The sequence below is a fragment of the Candidatus Zixiibacteriota bacterium genome (assembly GCA_026397505.1).
Taxonomy (GTDB): Bacteria; Zixibacteria; MSB-5A5; order GN15; family PGXB01; genus JAPLUR01.
Window position 1 is genome coordinate 1 of the sequence record JAPLUR010000129.1, and the last position, 23,958, is coordinate 23,958.

The following is a 23,958-nucleotide window of genomic DNA, read 5'->3' on the forward strand; positions in this document are numbered from 1 at the left end:
AGTAACTATTTCGAGGAGGGCGTTGCACTCAGCGGCGACGTGGATATTATCAGCAGGGCGTACGACAACCACAACTGGGATTCCTGGAAAAATATTCCATATAGTCTAGAATACAGTATCAGCGGGGACTCCTCGATTCCCTGGACAAATTCGGTCCGCTTCAGCCAGGCCTTTGGTACTTATGACGATTATGCGATGTATGATTATGTTATCTATAAGGATGACGCTATATGCAACACTTTCAATCACATTCCGAATGATGAACAGGCCTTCTATTTTGTACTCACCAATACCGATGGCGATACCATAACGGAAATCTCAGATTCTCAAGCTGCCTGGCAGACAGCCAATTTTCATAATGGCCAGTATGTGGTTCGGGTCAAAGCCAGCGATCGCTCCTGGAACAGTGCCGTCGATTCCATGACCGTAACCGTCGCCAACTATTTCACCTTGAGCGGACATGTCGGCCTGGGTGACGGGAATCCCTACCCGGCCGGGACAATCGTTACGGTCGTTCCAGGCGGGAAGAGTGACACGACCGACACGGCGGGCAACTATTCGATTCCGCTGGTTGATGGCGGTTCGCAGATGATTACTTTCTCGCGGCCGGGGTATGAGACGATCGATACGGTGGTGATGATGAACCAAGCGCGGCAGATAGATGTGGTTCTGGCCATCGGAAACTATCTCTGCGGTGACGCCAACAACGATAACATTGTCAATATCAGGGATATAACCTTTTTAATCAATTTTCTCTACAAGAGTGGTCCACCGCCGCTGGTTTACCGGGCGCTTGATGTCAACAGCGACAGCATTGCAAATATAAGGGATGTGACTTATCTGATTAATTACCTTTATAAGAATGGTCCGAATCCGGATTGCCCATGAAATATGGGTGAATTGAATCCCCTTAACTGATTAATTGAATGAGAAAAGGAGTCAAAATGTCGCGAAAACTCATGAAACTGCTGTTGCTGCTGTCAGCTATGACCATGCTGGCGGCTTCCGTGAACGCTCATCCCTGGCCGGTCTGGCCCGACAGCACCTATCATCAGGTCTCAGGATTATATGGAGTATGGACAGGCCCGGAAGACCAAAGCTACCCGCCTTACATGCATTCTGGCGCTGATATAGACGTTCCCTTCCCAACACCGGTATATGCCATTCAGCCCGGTTATGTCAAGGCTGTTCTGACCACCCAGGCAGGGAACCCAACGTATGCGCCTTATTATTGGCGGATTTTGATTGGGGACTCCTCCGGAACCCAGCCCTGCGACGCCTGGATGTATGCGCATATTTATCAATATTCCATCGCGGTTACGGTCGGGCAATGGGTCGAAGTCGGTGATTCGCTTGGAGTTGTCACCGATTGGAACGACGCCAGAATAATTGTGCACTTGCATCTTTCGAAAATTAATTTTTACGGTGATGCGGCGCATTGGGCCAGCCATTATAATGATTGGGAATTTATCGGCAATCCCCTGGATGAAATCGATAATGTCAATGACACCTTTCCTCCGGTTCTTGAGACCGCCTACAATAGTCAATTGCTCGCCTTCTGTGCCAATGAAACCAGCAACTATTTCGAGGAAGGCGCGGCACTCAGTGGCGACGTGGATATTATCTGCCGGGCGTATGACTACCACAACTGGTATATATGGAAAGCGATACCGTATAGTCTTGAATACAGTATCAGCGGGGACTCCTCGATTCCCTGGACAAATTCGGTCCGCTTCAGCCAGGCCTTTGGTACTTATGACGATATGCCATCGTTCGTCTCTGTCATCTTTAAGGATGACGGTATATGCAACACTTATTTTGACGGCTTTGACAGACAGGACTTCTATTTTACGCTTACCAATACCGATGGCGATACCATAACGGAAACCTCAGATTCTCAAGCTGCCTGGCAAACGGCCAATTTTCATAATGGCCAGTATCTGGTTCGGGTCAAAGCCAGCGATCGCTCCTGGAACAGTGCCATCGATTCCATGACCGTAACCGTCGCCAACTATTTCACCTTGAGCGGACATGTCGGTCTGGGTGACGGCAACCCCTACCCGGCCGGGACGATCGTTACGGCCGTTCCAGGCGGGAAGAGTGACACGACCGACACGGCGGGCAACTATTCGATTCCGCTGGTTGATGGCGGTTCGCAGATGATTACTTTCTCGCGGCCGGGGTATGAGACGATCGATACGGTTGTGATGATGAATCAAGAGCATCAGATAGACGTGGTTCTGACGCTCGGAGTCTTTCTCTGCGGGGATGGCAACAACGATAATATTGTCAATATCAGAGATGTAACCTTTTTAATCAATTTTCTCTATAAGAGCGGCCCGCCGCCGCTGGTTTACCAGGCCGCTGATGTCAACAGCGACACCATTGTAAATATAAGGGATGTTACTTACCTGATTAATAACCTCTATAAGAGTGGGCCGAATCCGGAGTGCCCATTCTGAGAAATCACTGATCATGCGAAGATGACAAAAGGGCAGCCATGCGGCCGCCCTTCTATTATCTGTCTTTACCTTATTGTCCCGCATAGAGAAAACTCCTTTCTGCAGCGATCCCGCTTATTTTTTTGAAAAAAAGAGCTTGCTTTTCGGAATGATACCGGTGTAGATTATATAAAATAAAATATTTCCGTTGGGGGTGGCGTACCTGACCGCCTGAGAATATACCCCCTCGACCTGATCCGGACAATACCGGCGTAGGGAAACGGGATAACAAGAGCAGACTCTTATGGATATTCCGCCTCCGTCGGCCTGACCGGCGGATTTTTTGTGGCTAATTGCCAAGGAGCCTGTTATGAAAAAAATCATCGGATGCCTCATCCTCTGCCTGACACTCGGTGCAAATTTTACCGGTGCCGCCGAATTGAAAGGGCGCATTGTTGATTCCGGCGGCCAACCGGTCGAGGGGGTCAATGTCCTGACCGATATCTCCTCTCTGAATACTGTCACCGATCGCGATGGCCGCTTTGTACTGATATCCGGCACACCGGCGCCGTCTTATCTAACTTTCAGCCATATCAGTTTTCAGCCGGTTATGGTGAAAGTAAAAGCGGAAAGCGCCGCCCCGATAAATGTAACTCTGCAGTCGGCGGTCTATCCATCTCAGAATATCCGGGTTACCGCGGAACGGGCGGTGGCCGGGTTGACCCCGATCGCCTATTCCGATTTCACCAACGAGGATATCAAACGCGATTATACCATCTCCGAGTTTCCGCTTCTGTTGGAAAGCACCCCCAATCTCTATGCCTATGCCGATGCCGGCGGCGGTTTGGGTTACAGCTATCTTAAGATCCGCGGCTTCGATGACAAACGGATTTCGGTCTATATCAACGGCATCCCGCTTAACGACCCCGAGGACCAGGCTACATATTTTGTCGATATCCCCGATTTTGCAGCCGATGTCACCGATATTCAGGTGCAGCGCGGAATCGGCAACTCTCTCTATGGTGATGCCTCCTTCGGCGGGTCGGTCAATATCGCCTCGGGCGGACTCGAGCGCCCCCGGCGGGTGACCGTCACTTCCGGCTGGGGCGGGTTCTATGCCGGAAACGATTTCATTTCCCAGATGCGCAAGCAGTCGGTGGAGTACGCCTCGGGTCTTCTGGATGGCCGCTGGAACCTGACCGGAAGATATTCCAAACAGTACTCCGGCGGATACCGGGAAAATTCCTGGTATGATGGTTGGGCATACTATTTTTCGATCGATCGCCTCGACCCGAAAATGACCACCTCGGTTAAAATCTACGGCGTCCCGATGAAAATGCACCTCGCCTACTACGGCATCGACCGCGCCACCGAAATAAACAATCGCCGGGCCAACTGGCTGACCTACCCCGACGAAACCGACAATTTCAACCAGCCGCATTATGAACTGCATAATGTCTATCGCCTGAACGACCGCCTTACTCTCCGCAATACTCTGTATTATATCACTGGCCGGGGATACTATGAGCAGTACAAAGCGGATCGCGACTATTACGAGTATGATATCCCCCCGTCGGCCACGGTCGATTCCGCCGTTTCCGGCGATTTGATTCGCCAGAAATGGGTGAGCAAGAGCCAGTACGGCTGGAACCCGCGCCTCGATTGGGATCATCAAAAAGGCTCCCTTTCTCTGGGCGGCTCATTCTATTATTTCAATTCCGACCACTGGGGAAGAGTCATCTGGGCGGAGGGACTATCGAATGCAGTCAATCCCGAACATCGGTACTATCAGTATTTCGGCAAGAAATATCTCGCCTCGCTTTATCTGCATGAATACTATTATCCGGCGCAGAAAATCCGCCTCATGGGCGACATCCAATTGAAATATCTCAATTATGACTTCGACCAGAATAGAATTGGCGCGCTGCACGGATACCAGTACAACCTGCACTGGCTGTTTGTCTCGCCCCGCGCCGGCCTGACCTATTTACCCTCGGACAAAGTTGACTTGTTCTTCAGTTTTGCCGCCTCCTCGCGCGAGCCGGAGGATGTCACCATCTATGATGCCGAAGACCCCTGGTCCCAGCCGGCCCTGGAAATCAGGCGACTGGAAATATCACCCTCGCACGATACCACTTTCATTTTCGGTGACCCCACTATCAAACCGGAACGGCTCTACGATTTCGAACTTGGCGGTAATTTTAGAAGCGAAAAACTCCGCGCCGGGCTTAATCTTTACTGGATGGAATTCCGAAAAGAAATTATCCCTGAAGGCGGACTTAATGAAAACGGTCGCCCGCGTCTTGGCAATGCCGACCGCTCCGTACATTCCGGTGTTGAATTCAATGGGAGTTATAATCTGTTGAAGTCTCTGACCGTATCCGGTAATGCTTCCTACAGCTATAACCGCCTTAAAAAATATCTGGTTTATGATACAACCGACGCCGGTAGAGTCTTCTCGATAGATTACTCCGGCAACCCCACGCCCGGTTTTCCGGAATATATCGCCAATCTTTTGCTGGACTATAAGAAGAGTAACTGGAGAGTAACTTACCGTCAGCGGGCTATCGGACGGCAGTATGTCGAGAATGGGAAGCTAAGAGACCTCTCAATTGCACCATACATGGTTGCCGGAATCTCCGCAACCTACTCACTGGGCGATATCGCAGGTTTCGGGCGTTTCGCGCTATCCGCGCGGGTCGATAACCTGTTCAATGAGAAATATGAGTTGAGCGGTTATGCTTACGAAGATTCGGGCCAATGGTACGGCGAATATTTTCCGGCCGCCGAACGAAACTTCTTTATTCAGTTAAAATGGGAGCTGGAGTAGAAAATATTGCACCTGATTGATTATGGCATTGTCGCGCTCTATCTGGCCAGCCTGGCCTACCTGGGATTTATGCGCCGGACAAAAGGCACTCCATCGGCGGTTGATTTCATCCTCGGCGGCCGGGCGCTGACCCTGCCCGCCTTTGTCGCCTCGCTGGTCTCGACCTGGTATGGTGGAATCTTAGGCGTCGGCGAGTTCACCTATCGTTACGGATTGGCCAACTGGCTGGTGTTCGGCGTGCCGTACTATCTGGCCGCTATCCTTTTTGCGCTCTTCCTGGCTAAAAGGGCGCGCGAAGCCGAAGTGCTGACTATCCCCGACACGCTTCACGCGGTCTACGGGCGATCCACTGCCGTGGCCGGTTCGTTTGTTCTCTTTCTGATGACCATCCCCGGCGCCTATATCCTGATGCTGGCGGTGCTGTTTCAGTACCTTTTCGGCTGGCCGTTCTGGCTGGGGGCGGTACTGGGAACGACTTTCTCTATTTTCTATATCTATGTGGGCGGGTTTCGCTCGGTCGTGCGCACCGATATTCTTCAGTTTGTCCTTATGTATGTCGGTTTCATTGTCATGTTCATTCTGCTGGTGACACAATACGGCGGCCTTGAATTCATACGCAACGGCGTCCCGGCCGCCCATCTCACCTGGCACGGCGGCAATTCCGGATGGTATATCGCCATCTGGTATGTAATCGCCCTGCAGACTCTGGTCGAACCGGCCTTTTATTCCCGATGTTACGCCGCCAAAGACTCAAAAGTGGCCCGCAATGGAATATTCGTTTCGATTCTCTGCTGGATGATTTTCGATTTCCTGACCACTTCCTGCGGGTTGTATGTCCGCGCGATTATGCCGCAGCTCGAGGATCCCGCATCTTCGTATATTGCGCTGGCCGGAAAAATGCTCCCGCCCGGCGTCATGGGGATATTTGCCCTCTCGCTCCTTACCACGGTGCATTCTACGGTCGATTCCTATTTCTTTATTACTGCCACAACTTTCGGGCGCGATATTGTCTGGCGGATATTCCGCGTGCCGGAGGAAAGAATCACGCACTATACCCGGATGGGATTGATAGTTTCGGCTGTTATTGCACTCAGCGCCGCGCTTTATTTCAAGTCGATAGTCGATATCTGGCATGATTTCGGTTCGGTCGGGACACCGGCGCTCCTATTGCCGCTGTTCTTTGCACTTAACGGAAAGCGCAAGATGAAACCTCGGGCCGCCTTTCTTTCCGTGCTTCTTGGCGGCGGTGCCTCGCTTATCTGGTTGCTGTCTCGGTACTGGACAGCCGATGGTGCATACTGGTACGGGATCGAGCCGATTTTCCCCGGCCTGGCTATTTCGATAGTGATATATATATTCGGCAGAATAAAAAAGTAAGCTATTCCTGCTTGACAGGAGAAAAGAAATATCTATATTTGTGATTGATAAAGGGATTGCATTCGTCAGATTTCAACAATGTGGAATAATATTATGTCACGATTAATAAAAATGTTGTTTGTTACAATTACTTTATCGGGCTTTCCTCCGGCCGCCCATGGTTATACGTCACTGCCGGAAGCATGGCTGATTTGCGACAGCAAAATTGATATGCCGCCCAAACCCGAACCCAATGTGCCATTCAGAGTTACGTTCACTTTCGTCCCCCAGTGTGAGCTTTATCACTTGAAAGGAATCCCAGATACGGCTTTTATTTATCATTCACAATGCCTGACATATCTGAGCGGTGATACTCTTTGGACGGGATATTTGAATCGCAATGAGCCATTAGTCCTTGCTGCGGAATTTGTTCTAAAATATAAGTGCAATTTCCGGATTGATGGACATTTAATAGCCCAGGAAGCGTTATGTCCCGATGGGGAGCAAAGCGCCGGCAGTAATATACCAAGGCGCTCTGTCGGAGGCAAATCATCCGGCCTGATCCTAATGGTACCTATTCCCAAGCCCGTGGCCGTCCCGGATAACATAACAGTTGACAGAGAGCCTCCATCTTCTCAAAAAACGGCATATTCAAACAAAGAGAAAGACAAAAGCCCGCATGGAATGCCATTCGTCGTGGAATGCAATCTTGATGCGGATACAATTCAGCAATTGAACGAGCCCTTCGAAGTCGTCTTTCATTTCCGCGCGGCCTCTTTGCCCGATGAAAATACCGGAATTCCCGACACGGCCATAATGCATGCCGACCGCGGAATGAATTTTGTCAATGGCGACACTCTATGGTCGGGTTTCCTTGAATTAGGCCGTTCATATAAGATAATCGCAAAATTTATATCGGATACTTGTACCAAAGCATCCGTCCATGGGATTTTGTGGCGACAGCAATTCAAACCCAGTTCACATTTAATGATCCAAATTCCCAAAACAGGCGTGCGGATGCAATTTGGCGATAATAAAACCATTTATTATAAAGATGCTGCCGAGAAGGGTCTCTCCGATTGCACCCCCCAAAATACCGGCGTACAGATCCGCCGGATTATTCTACCTGATTCATTAAGGATGCTTCGAGATGACAAAGGAGATCCGATTAGAGTCGAGTCATCCGGAGTTAGGATCTATTAATCGGATCATTAAAGCCTGCCATGACAGCAGTAGGTCACGTAAATAAACGTCAGAAGTCTCATAGGTCGAAATTCCCCCGAATTCCGCCTGCGGCGGAATGAGCGGGGTTTCGACAAATATATAATGAAACGAACAATCCCCGCAGAAGGCGTTCGATCCTGCCAAATTCTCCTCACCTATTTTCCCCTTGAATTTTATTCCTCTTCTTCCGTAATTGCCCGAAAAGAAAGGCTAAAAATTATGTTTGACCTACCCAAAATCCAGGAATACCTTCAAAAAGAAAAACTCGATGGCTGGCTGATGGCCGATTTCCACTCCCGCAACAGCGTCGCCATCGAATTCCTCTCCCTCCCGGCGCATCTCACCCGGAGATTTTTCTACTTCATCCCCGCCTCCGGCGAGCCGACCGCCCTGCTCCATAATATCGAGAAAGATAAATTTCGCCACGTCCCCGGAAAACATATCACTTTCTCCGCCTACAAACTTCTCGAATCCGAACTGGAAAAGCTGCTCAAGAACCGCCGCCGGGTTGCCATGGAGTACTCCCCCAACGGAAGGCTTCCCTATATCGGGCTGGTCGATGCCGGCACAATCGAAATGATCCGCGCCCTTGGTATCGAGATCGTCTCCTCGGCCGATCTGGTTTCTTATTTCCAGGCCCGGATGACCGCCGAGCAGGTTGCCACTCATAAAAGGGCTGCTTTCCTTATCAACAAAATCAAGGATGAGGCATTCGCGCATATCCGCAGCCATCTCGCCGGCGGGGTCTATATAAATGAGAGAATGGTCGTCGATTTCATCATAAAACGATTCGCCGAGGAGAACCTGGTCACCGATTTTTCGCCGATTTCCGCTATTGATGCCAATATCAGTAACGCCCATTACGAGCCGCCCGCCGAAAACTCTGCCCCTATCGTTCGCGGCAATCTCGTTATCATCGATCTCTGGGCAAAATTGAACGAACCGCATTCTGTTTTCGCCGATATCACCTGGATGGCGTATGCCGGCGAGTCGGTGCCGGAGAAATATGCCAGTGTCTTTGCCGTTCTCACCGCCGCGCGCGACCGGGCCGTGCAGTATATTAAAGAGAAATTCCCGACACCTGTTTTTGGCTATGATGTCGATGATGCCTGCCGCAAAGTTATTGCCGATGCCGGTTACGGCGATTATTTCTTCCACCGCACCGGGCATTCCATACTGGAATCGTGCCATGGCCCCGGCCCGAATATCGATAATCTCGAAACCGAGGACCGGCGGCGGCTTCTCCCCGGCCATCTGTTTTCCGTCGAGCCGGGGATATACCTTCCCGAATTCGGTATGCGCAGCGAAATCGATGTCATGCTGACCGAATCCGGCCCGGAGATTACGACACTTCCAACGCAAAAGGAAATCATTCCGCTGTTGGCCTGATATGTATTTTACGCCGCACATGATCAGAGAGGTAGCCGATAAGTACGGCTATCCGCCGGTTATCAAGATGATCGCTCCGGTCGATGCGCGGGAATATGATTTTATCCGCTCAACTCAATCGTATGGACGATGCCATGACATTACCCTTTATATCTTCAAGGGAAATAAGGTCATTGTCAACTCCAAGCATCACTACCCGCCGGGCTTGTATCGCGCCCCCTCGGGGGGGCTGAAACCGCACGAGGATTTCCTTGAAGGGGTGGAACGCGAAGTCTACGAGGAAACCGGTGTCAAGATGGAGCTATTGAAATATATCCTTCAGGTCAATGTCTCTTTCTCTTTCGGTACCAAACTGATCCCCTGGGAAAGCCATGTTTTTACCGCCCGCCACGTCTCCGGCAAAATCGCCCCGGTTGATATCGGAGAAATCCGTGAGGCGAAACTGGCCGATCTGTCGGAATTCGACAATTTCAAGAAAATAATCGCCACGATGGAATCGGGCGGCCTGCACTATCGCGCCCGCCTGCATGATGAGGTGCTCAAATTTCTTTAGAATAATTAAATATCGGGGGTCTTATGCGTATAATAGTAATTCTTATCGGGTTTCTTTCACGGATGACCGGAATTATCCTGCTTTTGTGGTCGTTATGGTACCGGGTGCCGGATCATCCGGGTATTACCGGCGTGGGCACCGGCCGTCTGTTAAAATTCTGGAAATGCCGCGACCTCTATACCGGGCCGGATTCAAACTGTTCATCTGGGGCGATATATTTTTCGGCGCCGGAATATTGATGCAATTGATATTCTATTGGTTCCTTGAATAACAATTAGGAAGGATGGTGCCGGTGGTAGTGGTTTTGGTAGGTCAGGAGCTTTACGCTCCTGACATTATTGTGTCAGGTCTGCAAGAGACCTGACCTACTAAGGATCAATACAACTATGATAACTCAGTACAATTTCTCTCTCTTGGCCAGAAAGGCATAGAGAGCATAATCGAACGGCACCGTTGTGTCTATCAAATGGTAATCGATCCGGCTCTCGCGGCATGCAGCGGCAATCTTCTCGGAATACTCTTTCGACATCCGCGCAAAATGCTTCTTTATCTGCCAGGGAAGGGTCGTTATCTCCTCGCCGGTCTCCAGGTCCTTAAAAATCGCCTCCGAGGGAAAAGCAAAATCGCGCTCGCGCGGGTCGAGAACATGAAACAGAATAACCTCATGCTTCTTATGACGGAAATGTTTCAGCCCCGAGATGATTTTCTCCGGCTCATCGAGAAGATCGGACAGGATAATAATCAGCCCGCGACGGTTGATCCGCTCGGCCATTTCATGCAGCGCCGCCGCCACATCGGTCTTATCCGAGGCTTTCTGATTGGCCAGTTCCTGCAAAAGCACGTGCAGGTGGCCGCTTTTGCTTCGCGGCGGGACATACCGCCGTATCTTCTCATCGAACGTCACCAGCCCCACCGCATCGCGCTGTTTAAGCATCAAAAACGACAGCGCCGCCGAAAGCATCGCGGCGTAATCGAGCTTCACCGCCCCGCCCGAGGAATACCCCATCGAGGCCGAGCAGTCGAGCAGAATATACCCTTTGAGATTGGTTTCCTCTTCGTACTGCTTGATATAGTACCTGTCCGATTTGGCGAACACTTTCCAGTCGATATCGCGGATATTATCCCCCGGCATGTACTGCCGGTGTTCGGCAAACTCGACCGAGAAACCGTGGTATGGCGACTTATGCAGCCCGGCGATAAACCCCTCCACCACCATCCGGGCGCGAAGTTCCATCCCTTTCAGTTTCCCGACCATCTCCGGGTCAAGGTATTTGCGGTATGGCATTTCCATTATTATTCTATTCTATAGGTCGGGTTCCGATATCCTGTCGCAGACGGGATGAGAAACCCGACAACTTCTCTATTGCTTGGTGCCTTCCCTCTTTCTCAAATCCCCGAATATCCTGTAAACCATGAACAATATCGAGGCCAGAAGCGGGGCTCCGCCCACATAAACCAGTATCTTGCCATAGATACATGAATCCAATCCGGCCAACCCAATGGCGTGTATTAGAATCGATATTCCAAATACAAGGTACAGCAATTTCTTTGTTTTATCCGGCACGGTCGAGAAAAAGAATACGACCCCGAGCGCAAAGAACAACGCCGTATGGCCATTCAGATGCACATGAGACAGTTTAAAATTCTCGACAAATGTCTCCCAGGTCGATTTGGGCTGTTGTGCGGGTGTGAAATCGGCCAGATCATTCTGATCGATCGGTTCCTCTTGCCCCGAGTCGGCCCAGTTGGGTGCGGTCACCGCCTCGGAGTCGGCCATAATCGTTTCCATATCCGACTGATAATCATAAGCCTGTACTGCTGCCTGCTGATCTTCTTCATTGCCGAATATTCCCGATTCGATCGTTGCCAGTGTCCCCGCCCAGAGAAACACCGCCAGCATTAGTGCCGTGAACAATCCCACAAACAGTTTCCCGTTAGGGGGAAGCATGGTAAGATTGAAGTTATTCCACATAGCCATTTCTAATTATACCCTCCATAGGTTACTATTCTGTCCCTGTTAATGCCACTCCACGCTCCCTGATATTGATTCTGTTCGAACTCGCATCATTATTTCGACAATCGCCCGAAATACGGTGCAAGCACGGTATATATCATATAGCACAATGACAAAATAATTGGTTTACCCCTGTACCTTGACGGTTTCCAATAACTTTTGCACTATCTGCGGCGTACCAACTCCATCCGCTTCGGCATTGAACGAGGTGACAATCCGGTGCCGCAGTACCGGAAGCGCCGCAAAACGGACATCCTCCGGCCCCGGTGTCGGGCGGCCGTCGAGAATGGCGCGGGTTTTGGCGGCCAGAATCATATACTGTGAGGCTCTCGGCCCGGCCCCCCAGGAGACCCAATTTTTGATATAATCCGGGGCGTGATCATCATTGGGGCGGGTGGCGCGCGAAATAGCAACCGCATATTGTATCAGATGATCCGAAACCGGCACCCGGCGAACCAATTGCTGAAGATTAATTATCTCGCCGGCATTCAATATTTTATTGAGACTGTGCTTGGCTGTCACTGTTGTCGTCTTGACTATCATATGCTCTTCCGACTCCGAAGGGTAATCAACATATACATTAAACATGAATCGATCCAGCTGGGCCTCGGGCAAAGGATAGGTTCCCTCCTGCTCAATCGGATTCTGAGTCGCCAGCACAAAAAATGGCTCATCCAGTTTGAAAGTATGCCCCGCCGCTGTAACTTCATGTTCCTGCATGGCTTGCAGCAATGCCGCCTGAGTCTTTGGCGGGGTTCTATTTATCTCGTCTGCCAGAATGGCATTCGCAAAGACAGGTCCCTTGACATATCTGAACGAACGCTGGCCGGATACTTTGTCTTCCTCAATAATCTCCGTGCCGGTAATATCCGATGGCATCAAATCGGGCGTAAACTGAATCCGGTTGAATTTCAGATCCAGGATATTGGCCAAAGTCGAGATAAGGAGGGTCTTGGCCAGCCCGGGGACACCCACCAGAAGACAATGCCCCGCGGACAGCAGGGCTATCATAAGTTGTTCAATTACTTTATCCTGGCCTATTATTACCTTCTTAATCTCCTCCCTTATTTTATCATGAGCGTCATTAAGTTGCTCGACTGCTTGAAGATCACTCCTATTTTCTACCATTCCCTATATTCCTCCAAGGTCTCTTTACACCTGCTGCTATTAATCTCAATAAATGGGCCGGGAAACGAATCGTAACCGGCGAATCTCTAAGTCTATTCAAATCCGAAAGTTGTGGAAAAACTCATCATTTCGGGCTTTATAATTCGCCGACAATGAATTGTCCTATATAAAGTTGTGGGCATATCCACAATTCGGCGAAATTATCCACACCCTGTTAATTTCCGGCCGCGTCTCTACTTGCGGGAATCATCCTTAATTCTGTCTCTGAGCAGAATCGTCTCTTCTTCTTCACGAGGTGGGAGAAAACTCAACTCCGATTTTCCCTCTTTCATCCGGCAGGCGCCGCAGAAAAGCGCACCCTGCTCCACCACCAGTGATTTGGTCTTGATGTCGCCTTCGACATCGGATTTGGCCTGAAGCTCGACCCGTTCGGTGGCATGCAGATTGCCGCTGATTTTTCCGGCCACCACCGCCGCCGCCGCTTCGATATCGGCTTCAACATACCCGCCGGTACCGACCGTGACCGTGTCCGAGCAGATCACTTTTCCCTTAATGGTACCATCGATACGTACCGCCCCTTTCACATCCAGTGTGCCGGTGAACACGGCATCTTTGCCGATAATGGTGTTCATTATCCCACCCTCAGTTTTGTTTGTTGGATATTTCATCGTCCGTAATATATTTTAAAGGGTTGATTGATTTTCCAAGTTCCCTGATTTCATAGTGCAAATGCGGCGCCGTGGAGCGCCCGGTATTGCCCGATAGTGCAATGCGGGTTCCCGTCTGCACATTGTCTCCGGGTCTCGCCAGAAGCTCACTGTTATGACCGTATAATGAAGAAATATTGTCGGCATGCTCGATGATCACGGTCAGGCCGTAAGTGGAATCGTACCCGGCAAAGACCACGTTTCCGGTCGCCGTCGCCAGAACCGGCGTGCCGATCGCCGCGGCGATATCGATCCCGGAATGATAGTCGGCGGAATCATCGCTGTAACCGCGGGTCATAAATCCTTTGAGCGGCAAACCGTGCGGGCGGCCGTCAGTCAGTGAATCACCGTGCATCAGCGCCTCCGATGACTGCCCCTCAATAGTCGCAAACAGGATCGAGTCGGGCGGAAGTTCCGGCAGTTCGATATCGACGCCGGCGATCTTGGCGATCCTGTCAACCACGGCCCGGGTCTCCTTCATGTTCGCCTCCAGAAGTCCCAGTTTGTACTTATAGAGACGCAGCGATTCATTCTCCTTCTCCAGACGTTCCGTTTTGGAGGCGCGCACCAGAATCCGGCCGTAGTTGATAAAAAAGACAAGGAGCAGTAGCAGCAGAACAATCAGAGCCGCCAGCGCCGCTTTCAATACCGAGGCCTTGATACGAAATCCGAACGGCGTCGCCACTCCGTCCGATACAATCATCAGGTTATAGTACTTTACCTGTCCCATGGCCTCAATCTATCTTCCGGAATAGTTCCAGTATTCTTTCCAGGTCTTCATCACCGTAATAATCGATCTCGATCCTCCCGCGTTTCAATCCGGGGGTGATCTTGACCGCCGTTCCCAGCAGCTGCTTCAGGTAATTTTCGGTCTCCACGAGGATCGGAAGCTTTCTTCTGGGAACCAGTTTTCTTTTCTTGACTCCCCGCGCCGTGTCCTCGGCCAGGCGTACCGAAAGATTTTCGGTAACAATCCTCTCGGCCAGACGCACCCGCGCCAGATCGTCATCAATCGAAAGAATGGCCCGGGCATGCCCCTCGGTCAATTTGCCGGCGCGGATCATCTCTTTAATATTTTCCGGCAGATCCAGAAGCCGCAAACTGTTGGCCACCGCGGAGCGGCTCTTGCCGACCTTGGAGCCAAGCTGGTTCTGAGTCAGGCCGGCATCATCCATCAATTTCCGGAACCCTTCCGCCGCATCCAGAGGATTGAGATCCTCGCGCTGAAGATTCTCCACCAGCGCCATCTGCAGCATGTCCGATTCGTCTTTTTCCTCGGCAATAATCGCCGGAATATTTTCCAGCCCGGCCAGGCGGGCCGCCCGGTAACGCCGCTCGCCCGCGATCAGAATATATCCGTTATCGTTCTTTTTGACAATTATCGGTTGCAGCACCCCCTGGCTCTTGAACGATTCGGCCAGTTCCTGCAGTGAGGTCTCCTCGAACTTCCGCCGCGGCTGCATCGGATTGGGGATAATCATATCGAGGGGGACATTCCGGAAAACGCCGCTCTGGACTGTACTATCGGTCTGAGTCGGGATTAATGCTTCCAATCCCCGCCCCAGGACAACTTTTCCGCTCATCGGCTCAACACCTCCTTGGTCAAAGCCATATAGTTTTCCGCTCCTGTTGAAAGTATATCATACAAGATGATCGGCTTGCCGAAACTGGGCGCCTCGGAGAGCCGCACGTTGCGATTGATGACCGTACTGTACACCCGGCCGCTGAAAAACCGGCGCGCCTCATCGGCCACCTGACGTGAAAGATTGAGACGCCCGTCGAACATGGTCAGAAGCACCCCCTCGATCTCCAGCGCCGGATTGAGATTCTTCTGCACCAGCTGTATGGTGTGCAGAAGCTGCCCCAGGCCCTCCAGGGCATAGTACTCGCACTGAATCGGGATAATCACCGAGTGCGCCGCGGTCAGGGCGTTGACCGTGAGAAGTCCCAGCGAGGGTGGACAGTCAATGATGATATAATCGTACAGCGGAATTACCTCTTTTAAAGCCGCGGCCAGAATTCTCTCTCGCGACATCATCGCCACCATCTCCACCTCGGCCCCCACCAGGGCGATCGATGACGGTGCCACATTCAAAAAGGACAAGTCGGTCGGCATTATCACGTCGAGCAGCCGCTTCCGACCAACAAGGACATCATAGACCGCCGATTCCAATTTTGCTTTGTCCAGCCCCACTCCGGAGGTGGTGTTCGCCTGGGGATCGAAATCGATGAGCAAAGTCTTTTTCTCCGCCACCGCCAGACAGGAAGAAAGATTAACCGCGGTCGTGGTTTTCCCGACCCCACCCTTCTGATTGGCCACAGCCATGATTCGTGCCACTATCACCTCAGCAAAACGTTTGGTTATTAGTTATACCCCGGCAGATTAAGATGTTCAGATTAAATGTGCAAGAGAAATCTTATGGCTCGGTAGAAAAGATAGAAATTGTGTGAACTTGTTTTTGGTCATCAAGATAGTATGGAAGTGCCCGAACCACAATTCCCTCGGACATTTCCGCCGAAAGAAAATCAGAGCGGGAATAATAAATAAAACAACCGGAATGCTTCAGAAGAAGAAGAGCGGTGGAGAGAATTTTCTTATCCAGATGCACGTATTTCATAAAACCATAGTCAAAGGATTCCGAGGGAAGATCTCCCGAAACGGTAAGGAAATCGCCGGAAATTATCTCGGCATTCAGATCGTATCCTCTGACCATGCTTTCCAGAAAAAGCGCCTTTTTCCCGGTTCTTTCGAAAATAACCCCCTCCAGCCCGGAGAAACCTAGCAATAGTACCAGTGAGGGAAATCCTGCCCCGGCGCCTATATCAAATATCTTCCCCATTGGGGCCGCTATAAGCTCGAAAGGAACCAGGCAGTCGGCCGCTATTCGAACCAGATCATCGTAGGATGTTTCACGTGAAACAAGGTTGACTTTCTTGTTGTAAGCCAGAATATCTTGAAGATAGGCGGACAGCCTGCCGGATGTATCGTATTTACTGAATATGACTTGCGATGAAAAATGCGGAATGTTCTTTGAGATATCGGAATTCAACTATGTTCCCCCAAACCGGCTTTCCCTTGCTGAAGATAGTATTTTCTTACATGAATTGACAGGGCTGCCAAGTCCCCGCTGGTGACCCCCTCTATCCGCCCGGCCTGTCCCAGCGATGTGGGCCGGAAACGATTGAATTTCTCTTTGGCCTCGCTCCGGAGACCGGATAGAGCCAAAAAGGGAAGATCGGCAGGAATCAATTCATTCTCCATTTTCCGGAATTTCTCAACTTCCCGCTCCTGTTTCCGGATATATCCTTCATACCGGATAAAAATAGCCGCTCGCTCGGCAATTTCGCTCCTGTTCTCCTCGGTACCCGAGAAAACCTCAATAAACGGCCATATATCCTGATGCCTTACACCGGGGATCCTCAGAAGATCGGCTAGGGCGACACTCTCGCGCCGAACGAAATATTTCGATAACTCATCCAGTTTCGCCACTGGCACGACACTCTTCTTCAGCATCGCAATATGCTTTTTGGTCTCCTCCTGAAGCCCGATAAACTGTTCGTAATCTTCAACCGGGATCAATCGATATTTCTTTGCATGATGAAACAGCCGGTCCCGGGCATTATCCTCACGTATCCCCAGCCGGTATTCGGCCCGCGAGGTGAACATGCGGTAAGGTTCGGTCGTAGAATGAGTTATCAAATCATCAATCATCACCGCAAGATAAGCCTCGGCCCGGTCAAGTATAAACGGTGGCTCTTTCTCGATTTTCAGCACGGCGTTTATGCCGGCCATTATTCCCTGACCGGCCGCCTCTTCATATCCCGAAGTCCCATTTATCTGCCCGGCCAAAAACAGACCTTTCACCAACTTTGTCTCCAGCGAAGCTTTAATCTGATAGGCCGGGCAATAATCATATTCGACCGCATACCCCGGCTTCGTCATTTTAGCTTTCTCCAATCCAATTACCGATCGAATCGCCTCCCGCTGCACCTCCTCGGGAAGCGAGGTCGAAAAGCCGTTGGGGTAGATCTCATCCGTTCCGTTCCCCTCCGGTTCGAGAAATATCTGATGTCGCGGCTTGTCGCTGAAACGGTGGATTTTGTCCTCAATCGAGGGGCAGTATCTCGGCCCCCGCGATGTGATCTGCCCTGAGAAAATCGGCGAGCGATGAAGATTCCTTGAGATGATTTCCTTTGTCTTTTCGGTCGTATAAGTCAGATGGCAGGGAATCTGTGCAAAATCGTAAGCTTTTGTGGTATAAGAGAAAAACGGAATTGGAATATCCCCCGGCTGGACCTGGCAGCGGTCAAAATCGATCGTTCTGGCATCCAAACGGGGCGGCGTGCCGGTCTTGAGACGCCCCACCTCAAATCCCAAGGCGCGAAAAGAATCGCTTAGCTTGTAGGCTCCCTTCTCGCCCCGGCGCCCCGATAACGTCTGTTTCTCCCCGATATGAATTAATCCCCCAAGAAAAGTCCCCGAGCAGACTATCACCGCCCCGGCCAGAACCCTCGCTCCCTCCTCGGTTTCAATCCCGGCAGCCTTTCCATTTTCCACCAGGAACGCACCAGCGGTCGCCTCAATGACAGTGACATTCCTATCCGCTTCCACAAACTGACAGACAAAATGGTTATAAGCAATCCTGTCAGCCTGCGCCCGGGTCGACCAAACCGCCGCCCCGCGCGACAAATTGAGCTTGCGGAACTGTATTCCGGTGGCATCGATCGCCTTCCCCATCAATCCGCCCAGAGCATCTATCTCCTTGACTATATGAGATTTCCCCAGCCCGCCAATGGCCGGGTTGCAGGACATCAGAGCCAGACGGGTCCTATCCATCGTCACCAGGCCGACTTTCTTTCCCATCCGTGAGGCGACCAGCGCCGCTTCCACTCCGGCATGCCCGCCGCCGACCACCACTATGTCAAAATCGTAATGTTTCACGTTAAACAACCGCTATTTCCCTATACAAAACCGCGAGAAAATCCGATCCAGTATCTCTTCATTATATACTCTGCCGGTGATCTCGTCAATCTCATTAATCCCCTGGCGAAGCTCAAACGCCACCAGCTCGGGCGATTCGTCACGGCCAATATTCCGTTTCGCCTTGCGCAGGTATTTCAGGGCATTTTCCATTTTCTTCTTATGCCGCTCCGAGGTGACCACCAGCCGGTCGGTCAAATCCGGCATCTGATTGCTGATACGTCTTACCAGTTCAGTCCGTAAATCTTTCAGACCGGCCCTGGTCACGCATGAAAAAACAACCCCCGAATGTTCCTTCAACTTGACCTCAAGTTTCTCTTTTTGCGCCTTGTTCAATTTATCTATCTTATTGTATAATAACAATATAATGGTTTTTGATATTGATTTCAAATCAGTTTCCAGTTCTTGCTCCCAACTTCTTCTGGTCAGATCTACAATCCAGATCACCAAATCCGAGCCGGCCATAATCTCCTGCGCCGACCGCTGCCCGGCCTTTTCGATTATTCCGGTCGCCTTGCGAAGTCCCGCCGTGTCGGTCAAAGATACTGCGATACCCTCAAGGTCAATCCATTCGGTCAGATAATCACGCGTGGTGCCGGGGATCGGCGCCACAATGGCGCGATTCTGGTTGAGAAGAAGATTAAAAAGCGATGATTTCCCCGCGTTCGGCCTCCCTGCGATCGCAATCTTGTACCCCTCCTTGATAATTCTCCCCGAGCGGTAGGTTGTCGCCAGCTCGGTGATCTCCTCGATAATCTTATCAAGTGAAACGAGCAGCCGCTCTTTGTCGGCGGTATCGATATCCTCCTCGGGGTAATCGACCGAGGCCTCGATTTCGGAGAGAAGGTCCAACGCCTGGTTTCTAATTTGTCCGACCTGCTCCGAAAGCGCCCCCAGAAGATTATTCTTTGCGGCGGCATAAGCATATTCGGTCTTTGAGGCAATCAAATCGGCCACCGCCTCGGCGCGGGCCAGATCAATCCGCCCGGCCAGGAAAGCCCGCCGTGTGAATTCCCCCGGCTCGGCCGGACGCGCGCCATGGGCGAAAACAAGATTCAGTATCTGCCGCAGTACAAATTGTCCGCCGTGACAGAATATCTCGGCCTGTTTCTGCCCGGTGTACGATTTCCCCTCCGGCATCTCGACCATGGTCACCTCATCGATAACATTGCCGCCCTTGTCCACGATATGACCATAGTACAGATGGAAGGGGAGAGGCGGTGTGACGGATTGCTCGGCGGGGCGGAATATGCTGGATATAATTGACGATGATTCCGGCCCGGCGATCCGGATCGCGCCGATACCTCCCTCACCCGGCGGCGTGATTATGGCCGCAATGGTATCTTCATTTGAGAACTTGATACCTCTTTCCTTTCCCGATACTTTCGCCCCCATGATACCCCTTTTGCCCCCCAAAATCAAGCGCCCGGTCAATGCCGGGACAGAATGGAATATTGGCTTTATGTAAGGGCGAATCCGCCGTTGGCGGGTGTTCGCCCTTCTTTGTTCCCGATCCACAAATCAAGGCAGGTGAACAGGCGGTCCTCAGATCGACCTTGCGGCAGGATTGAGATCTGGTCAACCAATATACTTTTCTAATAGCCCCAGGTCATCAGCTGTCCACAAATATTTATGTTTTGCCCTTGACTTGAGATTTGACACCTTTATATTACGTCTGCAAATTTCATTGACAGACTTCGGGTACTATAATAGTCGGCCAGGTGGCTTATGCTGAAGCTATCGGCGTAACACCTGTAAACGGGCAAATTGATTGACTTCAACTAGTATGGGAGGCTGGCTTTAGCCCCGCATGAGACACCGTGATAATCGATTAATATCTGAACACTTAGAAAAGGAGCAAAACCATGGCAGAACAATTCTGTAGTCCGTACAAGCCTTGCACCAAACTCGATGGTCGCATACTGATTAATCAGACTTTGCAGGGCCCCCCACTGGCCGTCCCCGGCGACGTCGGAATCGGTGATATAGGCGGGAAGGCTATCCTGCGCCCCTACTGCCAATTCGTCTATCTGCAGCGATGGGTCCCGCAGGAGGCCTGCATGGCGCCAGTGCGAAGCGTAATTGGGCTCGCTCCCGGTGAACCCATGACTCTCGATACGCGTCAGGTCGAACAGGTTGACTTCATGCGCTTGGTACAGGATGCTATTGAAATGTCAGAGGTTGTGACTTCGAGCGGACCTGCTTCGCAGATGAAAGATCGGGAAGGACTCGATCTTTCGGATACGATTTCGTTTGGAACCCGGTATGTCAATAAATTCGGTAGCTTTTGGGAGACTTTGGGCGACATTGTTGATGTGGTAGTCGGCGGACCGACGGCCGTGGTCGACTTCGTTGTCGATGCGGTCGAAGCGTGGCTCGGGGACTCTGATGACGGCGGCCCCGGTACGGGCAATGCTGAAGCGCAGGGCGCGGTCGAAGAGGTACTTGAATCAGTGACTCGTTCAGAGAGCCACCGAATGGTAACTGAGACGACGACCAGTCGAAGCAGCATGTTCGAACGAACAGTTTCGCGGACATTTGTCAATCCATACCGTGACCGTTCATTGCAGCTACGATTCATTCCGGTTTTTCGCCGCTTCGAGGTAGTGACAGGCCTCCTCCACTTCCATCACGGTTTGGTGTTGGAACTGATGCACCCGCGGTTCAAGCAAACAGCCTTGAGCGCCCGTCTTGGGGACTTCATACAGCGTCAGGTTGCCGATCCGCGAATCATCTCTATCGCCTCGTCCGAGCTCGGTTTACAGGATGAGGTGCCAGTTCGCAAAACAATTAAGGCGGTTTCGCCGCTCACCGAGCACCTCAACGCGAACGCTGAGTTCTATGCCAAGCGCTACCTGCGATACCTGTACGCGCGTCGCGATCTCGACGCATTGCAGCCGGCCATGCTCAATGCATTGGGCACAGCCGCCGGTAAGCGCGCAGGAAGCACTGATTTACAGAACGCATTGGTCTGGTCTCGCACGCAGGTACAAGGCAAGGCTATCTACGTGCCTCTGGCCGGCGGAAATATCGCAGAGAAGGCGTTGCGCATGGAAAAAGCGAGCAAAAAGTATCTGGAAAGCATCGAACGAATAGAGAAGTTCCTTAACTTGGAACTGAGGTTCAAAAAACGCGATGTGCACTTATTCATGGGCACACACATCGAGCCGGTCGCGGGAGAGTGTTTGCTCAGTGATGTTCCGCCGGTCAGCCAACCATGAGCGGGTTACCATTGCTCCGCTGCGGGCCATTGGTCCGCTATGTCGATACCCAAAACGCGGTTGTTTGGGTCGAACTAGATCGCGATTGCGAGCTCGAATTCGAACTGGCACCGGAAGGCTCAACCGGGACAGGGGCAACGAGCGTGATTCGGGCACGACCAGTTCAGATCCACAGCGGATATTATGCCTGGATTGCCTGCCCATTCCTATTGCCGGACACATGGTATCGATATGAGTTATATTGCGTTTACGGTTCGGGTCGGCGGCGACTGTGGCCTGACGCGAAGCTGGCCGGAACACACCTACCAAGTGCCTTTCGCACACTACCGCAGTTTGCTATCGTGCCGTTGCGGATCTGCTTTGGTTCATGCCGCGCCGGCATACCACCCGGCGATCCGCTAGGTGTGATTGAGGGAGAGGACGCATTACGCCTCTTCGCGGAAGACATGGTGCGTACCGCTGCTGCAGAGCATCAACGCTGGCCACGCCTGTTTCTGTTCACCGGCGACCAGATCTACGGAGACGGCCCGTTCTCGACAACCCTTGGTTCCGCATTCAAATGCGGTGGGAGTGCAGCCATGTCAAATCCGGCAAAATGCATCGTTTGTGGAAAATGCATCAGCTCACCGAGCCCGAGGAACAGTGTCACCCCACCAAAACCCACAAATTTCGATGAGTACGCGGCGATTTATCGCGAGGCGTGGACAGCGACGCCTCTAGTGCGATGGGCACTCTCCTGCATTCCCTCGTTCATGATCTACGATGACCACGAGATCATCGACGACTGGAACATATCGGCGGATTGGGTTCGTGCAGCGGATACGCCTGGCTGGCGACGAAGGATCTCAGACGGGCTTCTTGCCTACTGGGTCTACCAGGGCGCAGGTAACCTTTCACCAAAGCACTGGCCCACGGATCCGCGCATGCGGCCCTTGGCGATGCTGTACCCCGCGGTGGCTCCCAACGCGACCCACCAACTTGGGTCGACCTTTGACCGCCTGGTCCGCGGATCGACGAGAGAGCGCTGGCTATATGCAATCGACATTGCGGATACGCGACTCGTCGTCGGCGACACGCGGATGTCACGAAAGTTGACGGGCAGACGTCTATTGATGGATGATGAAACCTGGAATGATTACGTCGCGCTCGCAAAAGATACGCGCAGTCGCAAGGTTGTGTTGGTAGTACCTGGACCGGTGCTCGTCCCCCACCCAATGCATGATCTGCTGAGCCGTGCAGCCGAAAGCATTGAGGGCAACCCTGCATCCGGCCTCGGGGCCATCGTGGGCGGTATTGTCGGCGGACTGATCGCCGGTCCGCCTGGTGTTGTGGTAGGCGCTCTTGCAGGTGCCGTGGGCAGCGAGGTTGTCATAGACCGGTTCATGCCGGCCCTCATTGAGTTTGCAGACGCCGAACTCTGGTCGGCCTTTCCTTCGAGTTTTAACCGCATGCTCAGTCTCCTCGAGGATTTGGCCGATGGACGTGGTACAACGCGGAAGCGATTCATATGCCTAATTGGTGGTGATGTACATCACAGCAACCTTATCCGCGGAGACCTGCTCAGGACGCACCGACCAACTTCAGTGCTGAATTTCACTATGTCACCAATTCGGCGCACCGTGAGTCCGGACGATCAGGATACTCTTCGGATGCTGGATGGTGGCACATGGTACATCGACCTCCTGCGCGCTATTGAGAGGCCTTCGTTTGTCGACGCACAAATGCAGCGCCTCGACTGGTATCCAATCCGACTCGACGGATCACGGCCAGACGCTTCGGCGCTTGATGAGTGGGATTTTTTCGGGCAGTTCCTCGGGCTGATAGACCTCGAATCCCACGCAGTCAGCTATCGTTACATTGCGGCGAAACGGAGTGGGGGAAAAGGACGTTTCACCGACCTCGGAGGCGCTCGGGTAACGGTTGTTTGAACACTCCACCGATTGTCAGCCCAGTCAAGTAGGGCGGAACCCCAGACGAAGGGGACTGTTGAAAAAGTCTTGTTTTTTGAGGGGGTGGATTTGTTATATAGGTTTATGCAAACAAAACGTGAACGTTTAGGATATGAGATGATGCTTTTGCCGCCGCTGGAGACTTTCATTCCAGAGGATCATCGG

At 51.9% G+C, this 23,958-nt stretch carries 21 protein-coding genes and 1 riboswitch; of the genes, 10 read left to right on the top strand and 11 right to left on the bottom strand.

Going from position 1 to position 23,958, the window contains the following annotated elements; translation table 11 throughout:
- The 8 genes from NT002_13700 to NT002_13735 all read left to right on the top strand — a co-directional run.
- A partial coding sequence (locus NT002_13700; protein ID MCX6830314.1) for a dockerin type I domain-containing protein occupies nt 1-888 on the top strand: 888 nt, incomplete at its 5' end.
- 56 nt (nt 889-944) lie between these two features.
- Nucleotides 945-2,462, top strand: a complete 1,518-nt coding sequence (locus NT002_13705) for a dockerin type I domain-containing protein (protein ID MCX6830315.1) — start codon at nt 945-947, stop codon at nt 2,460-2,462.
- Nucleotides 2,463-2,641: 179 nt separating this feature from the next.
- Nucleotides 2,642-2,737, top strand: a riboswitch (TPP riboswitch).
- A gap of 74 nt (nt 2,738-2,811) precedes the next feature.
- Nucleotides 2,812-5,271, top strand: a complete 2,460-nt coding sequence (locus tag NT002_13710) for a TonB-dependent receptor (GenBank protein MCX6830316.1) — start codon at nt 2,812-2,814, stop codon at nt 5,269-5,271.
- Nucleotides 5,272-5,277: 6 nt separating this feature from the next.
- Nucleotides 5,278-6,648 carry a sodium:solute symporter family protein gene (locus NT002_13715; protein ID MCX6830317.1) on the top strand — a complete coding sequence of 457 codons (1,371 nt, stop codon included), beginning with the start codon at nt 5,278-5,280 and terminating at the stop codon, nt 6,646-6,648.
- 93 nt (nt 6,649-6,741) lie between these two features.
- A complete protein-coding gene (locus NT002_13720; GenBank protein MCX6830318.1) occupies nt 6,742-7,830 on the top strand; it encodes a hypothetical protein in 1,089 nt (362 codons plus the stop codon).
- A 240-nt stretch (nt 7,831-8,070) separates the two neighbouring features.
- Nucleotides 8,071-9,240 carry a M24 family metallopeptidase gene (locus NT002_13725; GenBank protein MCX6830319.1) on the top strand — a complete coding sequence of 390 codons (1,170 nt, stop codon included), beginning with the start codon at nt 8,071-8,073 and terminating at the stop codon, nt 9,238-9,240.
- 1 nt (nt 9,241) lies between these two features.
- Entirely contained in the window at nt 9,242-9,793 is a 552-nt protein-coding gene (locus tag NT002_13730; GenBank protein ID MCX6830320.1) for an NUDIX hydrolase, read from the top strand.
- Between the two features lie 23 nt (nt 9,794-9,816).
- Complete coding sequence (locus tag NT002_13735; GenBank protein ID MCX6830321.1) at nt 9,817-10,032, top strand: hypothetical protein; 216 nt, start codon at nt 9,817-9,819, stop codon at nt 10,030-10,032.
- Nucleotides 10,033-10,187: 155 nt separating this feature from the next.
- Here the strand turns inward: NT002_13735 and NT002_13740 are convergent, their stop codons facing one another.
- The 11 genes from NT002_13740 to NT002_13790 form a co-directional block, all read right to left on the bottom strand.
- On the bottom strand, nt 10,188-11,078 hold the full coding sequence (locus NT002_13740; protein MCX6830322.1) for a DUF58 domain-containing protein: 891 nt from the start codon (nt 11,076-11,078) through the stop codon (nt 10,188-10,190).
- A gap of 75 nt (nt 11,079-11,153) precedes the next feature.
- A complete protein-coding gene (locus NT002_13745; protein ID MCX6830323.1) occupies nt 11,154-11,771 on the bottom strand; it encodes a hypothetical protein in 618 nt (205 codons plus the stop codon).
- Between the two features lie 162 nt (nt 11,772-11,933).
- Nucleotides 11,934-12,935, bottom strand: coding sequence for a MoxR family ATPase (locus NT002_13750; GenBank protein ID MCX6830324.1), 1,002 nt, complete (start codon nt 12,933-12,935; stop codon nt 11,934-11,936).
- Between the two features lie 233 nt (nt 12,936-13,168).
- On the bottom strand, nt 13,169-13,567 hold the full coding sequence (locus NT002_13755) for a polymer-forming cytoskeletal protein (protein ID MCX6830325.1): 399 nt from the start codon (nt 13,565-13,567) through the stop codon (nt 13,169-13,171).
- 10 nt (nt 13,568-13,577) lie between these two features.
- Entirely contained in the window at nt 13,578-14,372 is a 795-nt protein-coding gene (locus NT002_13760; protein ID MCX6830326.1) for a M23 family metallopeptidase, read from the bottom strand.
- A gap of 4 nt (nt 14,373-14,376) precedes the next feature.
- Complete coding sequence (locus NT002_13765) at nt 14,377-15,225, bottom strand: ParB/RepB/Spo0J family partition protein (GenBank protein MCX6830327.1); 849 nt, start codon at nt 15,223-15,225, stop codon at nt 14,377-14,379.
- Nucleotides 15,222-15,980, bottom strand: a complete 759-nt coding sequence (locus tag NT002_13770) for an AAA family ATPase (GenBank protein MCX6830328.1) — start codon at nt 15,978-15,980, stop codon at nt 15,222-15,224. Before NT002_13770 ends, NT002_13765 begins: the two co-directional genes overlap by 4 nt.
- Before the next feature lie 79 nt (nt 15,981-16,059).
- Nucleotides 16,060-16,692, bottom strand: a complete 633-nt coding sequence (locus tag NT002_13775) for a class I SAM-dependent methyltransferase (protein ID MCX6830329.1) — start codon at nt 16,690-16,692, stop codon at nt 16,060-16,062.
- Nucleotides 16,689-18,584, bottom strand: coding sequence for a tRNA uridine-5-carboxymethylaminomethyl(34) synthesis enzyme MnmG (gene mnmG / locus NT002_13780; protein MCX6830330.1), 1,896 nt, complete (start codon nt 18,582-18,584; stop codon nt 16,689-16,691). The genes NT002_13775 and mnmG overlap by 4 nt, the downstream gene beginning before the upstream one ends.
- A 12-nt stretch (nt 18,585-18,596) precedes the next feature.
- Complete coding sequence (mnmE, locus tag NT002_13785; GenBank protein ID MCX6830331.1) at nt 18,597-20,018, bottom strand: tRNA uridine-5-carboxymethylaminomethyl(34) synthesis GTPase MnmE; 1,422 nt, start codon at nt 20,016-20,018, stop codon at nt 18,597-18,599.
- 386 nt (nt 20,019-20,404) lie between these two features.
- The gene (locus tag NT002_13790) at nt 20,405-20,644 is read right to left on the bottom strand and encodes a hypothetical protein (protein MCX6830332.1); all 240 of its coding nucleotides are present in this window, start codon (nt 20,642-20,644) and stop codon (nt 20,405-20,407) included.
- A gap of 84 nt (nt 20,645-20,728) precedes the next feature.
- Between NT002_13790 and NT002_13795 the strand changes: the two genes are divergently transcribed.
- Both NT002_13795 and NT002_13800 read left to right on the top strand, forming a co-directional pair.
- Entirely contained in the window at nt 20,729-21,844 is a 1,116-nt protein-coding gene (locus tag NT002_13795; GenBank protein MCX6830333.1) for a hypothetical protein, read from the top strand.
- Nucleotides 21,845-22,185: 341 nt separating this feature from the next.
- Nucleotides 22,186-23,772, top strand: coding sequence for a hypothetical protein (locus tag NT002_13800; protein MCX6830334.1), 1,587 nt, complete (start codon nt 22,186-22,188; stop codon nt 23,770-23,772).
- The last annotated feature ends 186 nt before the right edge of the window (nt 23,773-23,958 follow it).